The sequence below is a fragment of the candidate division KSB1 bacterium genome, from assembly GCA_022562085.1.
Classification (GTDB): Bacteria; Zhuqueibacterota; Zhuqueibacteria; order Oceanimicrobiales; family Oceanimicrobiaceae; genus Oceanimicrobium.
This window is the reverse complement of record JADFPY010000259.1, coordinates 1-6,558: the sequence shown is the minus strand read 5'-3', so window position 1 is coordinate 6,558 and position 6,558 is coordinate 1. Positions and strand designations below refer to the sequence as shown.

Genomic DNA, 6,558 nt, shown 5'->3' with positions numbered 1-6,558 from the left:
ATCGAAGCATTTCCAGATTTTTATCACTTACTTCCTTAACTTGAACTTTTTGACCGGCATCAATAACAGAAAGGCATTCTAACGTTCTCTCCTCTATGAGACCGTCTTTGCTTGGTATCGGTGCGCCGTGCGGATCCGCCGTTGGATTGCCCAGAATTTTTGCCATTTTATCTTCAAACTCTTCCGAGATGACATGCTCCAATTTCTCGGCTTCATCGTGCACCTGATCCCAGGAATATCCTAGCGCTTCGGCTAAGTAGAGTTCAAGCAAACGATGATGACGAATGATTTCCAGAGCGATCTTCCGGCCGGTTTGGGTCAGCTCAACACCGTAGTAGGGTCGGTGGGTGGTCAGTTTTAAATCCGAAAGCTTCTTAATCATGCCGGTTACGGAAGCCTGGGAAATTTGCAGTTTCTCAGCAATGGCGTTAGTGCTTACTGCTTTGCCATTATTTGCTAATTTAAAAATAATTTTGAGATAATCTTGAACCGCCTGAGTAATCATGCAAGTCTTGCCTTTTATAATTATTGCGGCTAATATAATAAATTATTTAGCTTATGTCAAGTCATTTTTTTAGGGATGCCTAAAAAATGTGAAAAATTACCCTGTCTGCTTGTTCGGAATGTCAGTAAGGTCTCCTTTTCCGATTTTCGAATGTTAGTAAGTAATTTTCTAACATTTCTCACTTCATAAAATGGGTGTATGTGTTTATTATATAATGACTTAATCGAATATCAGAGTAGAAGTTATCGAAAATAACATTTTTGTCTTTATTGAACTTAGGTGTCCTTTGCCAAAGCCAATGTCTACGTTTGAGCACAAATACTTGAGATTTAGCCTCAAACGAACTGAGAAATGTTAGTAATTTTTGTATAGACATTTTATATTTTTTTTTGTAAACTTAGTCTGATTAATGACGATGACCTTTGCTATATATAAAATTAACGGAGGAAAATGAAGCTCAATTTGAAAAGCACCGATGACTTTGCTTCCAGGCATATTGGACCGGATGAAGCAGAACAAAAAGCGATGCTTGCGGCTATTGGCATCGAATCTTTAGAAGCTCTTATCAATGAAACCGTCCCAGAAAATATTCGCTTGAGAGAACCACTGGATTTACCTGAGGGAATAAGCGAATTCCAGCTGTTAAATGAATTGAAGGAAGTTGCAAAGAAAAACCAAGCCTTTAAATCATTTATTGGGTTGGGTTATTACGACTGCATCGTCCCTGCCGTGATTCTAAGAAATGTTTTCGAAAATCCGGGTTGGTACACGCAATACACGCCTTACCAATCTGAGATTTCACAAGGCCGGTTGGAAGCCCTTCTGAACTTTCAAACGATGGTCATGGATCTCACAGCTATGGAAGCGGCCAACGCCTCTTTACTCGATGAGGGTACTGCGGCCGCGGAAGCGATGACGCTTATGCACCGTTCGCGAAGCAAAGACTTTGTTTCGGGCAATGCCAGTACTTTTTTTGTCTCAGATAAATGTTTGCCGCAAACCATCGATATTTTAAAAACCCGCTCAGAGCCCCTCGGGATTGAACTCCTCATAGGCGATTTTCGAGAATTCGAATTTCATGACAAGGTTAACAAGGTTTATGGTGCGGTTCTGCAGTATCCTGATGTGGATGGTGCCATCAACGATTATTCCTCCTTTATAAACAAAGCTCATGAAGCCGGCGCTTTAGTTGCAGTGGCAGCCGACCTTCTAAGCTTAGCTCTTCTAACGCCTCCCGGTGAAATGGGCGCTGATTTGGTTTTTGGTTCTTCACAACGATTTGGCGTGCCACTGGGTTACGGGGGGCCGCACGCGGCTTACTTTGCTACTCGAGATGCATTCAAACGGCAGATGCCTGGCCGCATCATTGGGGTTTCGGTGGATAAGCATGGGAACAAAGCTTACCGGATGGCTTTGCAAACGCGCGAGCAGCATATCCGCCGCGAGAGGGCGACCTCTAATATTTGTACTGCTCAAGCTCTTTTGGCAATCATGGCGGGGATGTATGCAGTTTATCACGGCCCAAACGGACTTAAGGCGATTGCCGAACGCGTTCATACCATGGCCGGCATTTTGAATAGTGAACTCAAAGAACTTGGCTACCGGCAAAAAAATCAATCTTATTTTGATACGATTCAAGTCGAGCTGCCCTACTCGTCGTCTCAGTTGTCCGGGATTCGCGCCGCCGCTTTAGAGGCTAAAATGAACTTCAGGTACATCGACGGCCAGACGATCGGTATCACAGTCAGCGAAACTACCCAACCTGAAGATTTGCAGCAAATTGTTGAGATATTTGCCGCGGCTAATAATAAACCGGTTCCTGAACTTGACTTCGATAATTACTCGAAAAGTTTTGAGCTTGATTTTCCTGATAATTTAAGTCGTAAGACGCCTTATTTGCAACATCCCGTTTTTAACAAAAATCATTCTGAAACTCGGATGATGCGTTACATCAAAATGCTGGAAAATAGGGACCTCTCTTTAACGACCTCCATGATTCCGTTGGGTTCCTGCACGATGAAACTCAACGCAGCGTCTGAGATGCTGCCGGTGAGCTGGCCGGAATTTTCTAATATTCATCCATTTGCACCTCTGGAACAAACCAGGGGATATCTCCAAATCTTTGCAGAGTTAGAAGCCGCACTCTGTGAGATTACCGGTTTTTCAGCGGTATCGCTGCAGCCGAATTCGGGAGCCCAGGGCGAGTATGCCGGTTTGCTGGTTATTCGAGCCTATCATCGGGATAGGGGAGAGGGCGGTCGCGACATCGTGTTGATTCCGTCTTCTGCTCATGGCACAAATCCCGCCAGCGCGATTATGGCCGGAATGAAAGTGGCCATCATTAAATGCGACCGGTTTGGCAACATCGATGTTGAGGATTTACAGAATAAGGCTGTGGAGCACAAAGAAGACCTGGCCGCGCTGATGGTGACCTACCCATCAACCCATGGCGTCTTTGAAAGTAAAATTCAGGAAATCTGTAAAATCATTCACGATAATGGCGGCCAGGTCTACATGGATGGCGCCAACCTGAATGCCCAGGTAGGCTTGACCAGTCCGGCGATAATCGGCGCTGATGTTTGCCATTTGAATTTGCACAAAACCTTTAGCATCCCGCATGGCGGCGGCGGCCCGGGAATGGGACCGATTGCGGTTGCAAAACACCTTGAGCCCTATCTTCCAAAACATCCCATGGTCAAAGTTGGCGGTGAGAAAGGTATTGGCGCAATATCGGCGACCCCCTGGGGCAGCCCAAGTATTTTGTTGATTTCATACGCTTATATCAAAATGCTTGGCCGCGACGGCATGACCAAAGCCAGCAAGGTTGCTATCTTAAATGCTAATTATATCAAATCGAGATTGCAGAAGGCGTTCCCGGTTCTCTACACAGATGAGAAGGGCCGCATCGCGCATGAAATGATTTTTGATTTGCGGCCGTTTAAAATGGCCGGCGTCGATGCTGAAGATGTTGCAAAACGTTTGATGGACTACGGCTTTCACGCGCCGACGATTGCCTTTCCGGTACCGGGTACCATGATGATCGAACCGACTGAAAGCGAGGCCAAAGAGGAGCTCGATCGCTTTTGCGATGCTGTATTAGCGATTTGCCAGGAAATCAAAGAAATTGAAGAAGGCAAAGTGAATCCCGAAAACAATGTTCTCAAAAATGCGCCCCATACCGCCGCCGAGGTTACGGCCGATACCTGGGAGCATCCTTATTCGAGGGAAAAAGCGGCTTATCCTTTACCCTATATAAAAGAGAATAAATTCTGGCCGCCGGTTGGAAGAATTGATAATGTTTACGGCGACAGGAATTTAGTGTGTGCGTGCCCGCCAATTGAGGCTTATGAGGAGGAAGTGTAGGGAGCGGCAAAAGACGATTCACCTATTGCGCAACTTTGTCTAAACTGTGAACTTTTTCCCTTGCTTCTGGAAGGGACGTTTTTTATAAGCTCATGTATGATTTTGGGCTGAGGGCCTCAGAAGTGGGCAAGCTCACCCTCAAGGATGTAGACCTCGAGCGAGGTCGTCTTTGGATTACCCGCGTCAAGGGCGGTGTCCCCGGCGAGTATGCTTTTTTCGTGACACCCTACGGCTGTTAAAGTTGTATCTGCAGCAACGGGACGGCGACTTGAACCCGGCGCTGTTTGTGTCACGCAATAAGAATCCGATATCCAGACGACGGATTGATACCCTATTCAAACGCTATGCTAAAAAAGCCAAACTACCAGCCGACAAACATCACGCTCATACCTTGAGACATTCTATCGCCGTGCACATTGACGCTGGCCAAAGCCAGGAAGGAGTGAAAGACCGGTTGGGTCACAAGAGCATCAAAAGCACGGATGTCTACGCCAAAACATCAAGCCATAAGAGAGATATGATTGGCCGAGAGATGGAAAGAGCAAGAGAGATAGTTAGCCTAAACTAACACCTCTTTTTTGAGCAACTTCGTTGTTTTGAAACGAAAATTTGTTATTTTAGGAAAATTGTAAAGAGCAATAAAAAAAACGTTCGTTACTTGAACCCACATAAAAAAAGTTTTGCTGCTAAGCACCATACAAAACCGAAAGTGGTTTTTTCGTCAAATGGACATTTCGGGATTGGTTGGGTCTGTGCATTCTTATCGTTGTTGTGTTTGCACTTTTATCAGGAGTTATCCCCGCCGACGAGCTATTAGATAAGCTCCTCAAAAAAAGTTAAAGCAATATGCGACAAAAAATCCAAAGACCCAAGTCGCCATCTACGCCCGCGTCTCGACAAAAGACAGGACATCCAGAATCAACTGCGGGAACTGCGGCGCTGGGCGAAAAAGATGGGCTATAAAATTCACCAGGAATATGTTGACAATGAGAGTGGTATCAAAGGCCGAGGGCAACGCCAGCAGTTTACTCAAATGTTCCAAGATGCAGCACAAAGAAAATTCGACCTCGTGCTATTCTGGGCACTCGACCGTTTCACCGAGAGGGTCTGCAAAGACATCTACTACCTGCAACAGCTCGACAGCCACAACGTCAAATTCCAACAGCTACACCGAAGAATAGGGAGTTGGTCCTAGACATATCTGTACCCTACAAAAAGTCATCTCTTTCTCAGTTCAAGATAAACCACGTGCCAATTATCATCAAAATAAATCTTTTGGATATTTTTTTCTAAAGGCCCCACTGTTTGCTCGAATTCTTCCCGAGTTCGATACAGTAGCTCCCAACCCATAAACGCTTCCATGTAGCCCATGTCAGGATTGCTTGGCATAAAGTTGGCGATGAGTAAACGGCCGTTTTCTTTCAGCATGCTAAATAATGATTTGGTAAGCAGCTGTGCTGCCCCGTCACTAAGATAATCATATAATCCGGCGACATAAATGAAATCGAATTTTCCGAGTTTGATTTTTCTTCTAATAAGCTCCTTAATGGTGCCTCGAACGCAATCGATGTTCGTGCCATTTTTTTCAGCTTCAATAGTTTTTAGGCTGGCGTAGTCCTGGTCAAAGGCGATAAATCGATGAACAAGATTATTTTGAATCGCCATCGAGTTTGCTGCTTCTCTTAAATGCCCGCAAGCCACTGAAAGTATCTCTGCGTTTTGGACTCTTTTTACAGTCTCATCGAACAATTGAGATAACAACTCCCGGCGCCAGCGCACGGATTCCGCTGCCGGCCGACTTACCATATATTCACAAACGGCTCTTCCAATTGGACTTGCTTTCTCTAATTCATCTTCTTGAGCGGGATGGCGATATATAAAGTCCAGCAGAACTGCATCTCCCGGGTATCCTCTTGGTTTTGAAAAAGAGCGAAGGGTTAATGGATCCTGATGAAGCAGAGCTTGAATCGGATGATTGAGACAGACATTCTCACAAAAGTGTCGCCAGGATTCCTTGTTACTCTCGCTCCGTTTCGTATACAACCCGTCAAATAATAAATCCATCCCCTGGTTTACAGTTTCGGGATTTTCTAAATAATGGTAAGATTCATCGAGGATTCTTAGGCCAGATTGAATTAATTTTGTTTCCATGTCCCCTCACCGCCTTTCGTGGCTAATGGTTCAATCTTGCTTGAGTGGTTTTGTTTTAATAGAGAGCAAAATCAAGTAGGTTTTCTCTCAGTTTGATTGAAAAAAAAATCTACTGTTGAATGAAGAGATTAATAAATGGGTTTATAATTCAGGAAATGAGAGGTAATTTAGTACTTGAGAAGTCGGGTTTGGCCATACTCGATAAAAGCATTCGAGGCATAAGTTTTTTGGAAAGACTTGAAATCACAAAAGCCAAATAACAAATGCCGACGGCTCGGCATCAAACAAAGACAAAGTCACTTGATAGTAGCTTGTCCCGTCCTGAAATAGGTTGACATAAAAACCAAAGGAGGCAACCTATGTCAGAGCGCGGAATTACGTATAAATATAGTATAGCATTTAAGCAAAAAGTAATTTCAGAGATTGAATCGGGCAAATTAACCATTGCGGAAGCCCGAAAAATTTATGATATTAAAAGCTCGCCAACCATTTATGAATGGCTCAGAAAATATGGTAAGAATCATTTAATTAAAAAAGTT

7 protein-coding genes are annotated in these 6,558 nt (G+C 44.3%); 5 read left to right on the top strand and 2 right to left on the bottom strand.

The window, feature by feature from the left end:
* Positions 1-505: metal-dependent transcriptional regulator (locus tag IH879_17315; protein ID MCH7676683.1), on the bottom strand; the 505-nt coding region annotated here is incomplete at its 3' end.
* Between the two features lie 450 nt (positions 506-955).
* On the opposite strand from IH879_17315, the gene gcvP reads away from it, so the two are divergent.
* From gcvP to IH879_17295, 4 genes are all read left to right on the top strand, one after another.
* Positions 956-3,868, top strand: a complete 2,913-nt coding sequence (gcvP, locus tag IH879_17310) for an aminomethyl-transferring glycine dehydrogenase (protein ID MCH7676682.1) — start codon at positions 956-958, stop codon at positions 3,866-3,868.
* A gap of 92 nt (positions 3,869-3,960) precedes the next feature.
* Entirely contained in the window at positions 3,961-4,107 is a 147-nt protein-coding gene (locus IH879_17305) for a hypothetical protein (protein ID MCH7676681.1), read from the top strand.
* Positions 4,038-4,436, top strand: a complete 399-nt coding sequence (locus tag IH879_17300) for a tyrosine-type recombinase/integrase (protein MCH7676680.1) — start codon at positions 4,038-4,040, stop codon at positions 4,434-4,436. Before IH879_17305 ends, IH879_17300 begins: the two co-directional genes overlap by 70 nt.
* 249 nt (positions 4,437-4,685) lie before the next feature.
* Entirely contained in the window at positions 4,686-5,063 is a 378-nt protein-coding gene (locus IH879_17295) for a recombinase family protein (protein MCH7676679.1), read from the top strand.
* Between the two features lie 23 nt (positions 5,064-5,086).
* Here IH879_17295 and IH879_17290 read toward each other — a convergent pair whose 3' ends face one another.
* Complete coding sequence (locus tag IH879_17290) at positions 5,087-6,019, bottom strand: class I SAM-dependent methyltransferase (protein MCH7676678.1); 933 nt, start codon at positions 6,017-6,019, stop codon at positions 5,087-5,089.
* A 359-nt stretch (positions 6,020-6,378) separates the two neighbouring features.
* Here IH879_17290 and IH879_17285 point away from each other — a divergent pair.
* Positions 6,379-6,558, top strand: a 180-nt coding sequence (locus IH879_17285; GenBank protein ID MCH7676677.1) for a transposase, incomplete at its 3' end; no start/stop codon positions are given.

What these genes read in the sequence shown, in the direction of transcription:
- gcvP (MCH7676682.1), top strand. Translation starts at nt 956, where the DNA reads ATGAAGCTCAATTTGAAAAGCACCGATGACTTTGCTTCCAGGCATATT.
- IH879_17305 (MCH7676681.1), top strand. Translation starts at nt 3,961, where the DNA reads ATGTATGATTTTGGGCTGAGGGCCTCAGAAGTGGGCAAGCTCACCCTC.
- IH879_17290 (MCH7676678.1), bottom strand. Translation starts at nt 6,019, where the DNA reads ATGGAAACAAAATTAATTCAATCTGGCCTAAGAATCCTCGATGAATCT.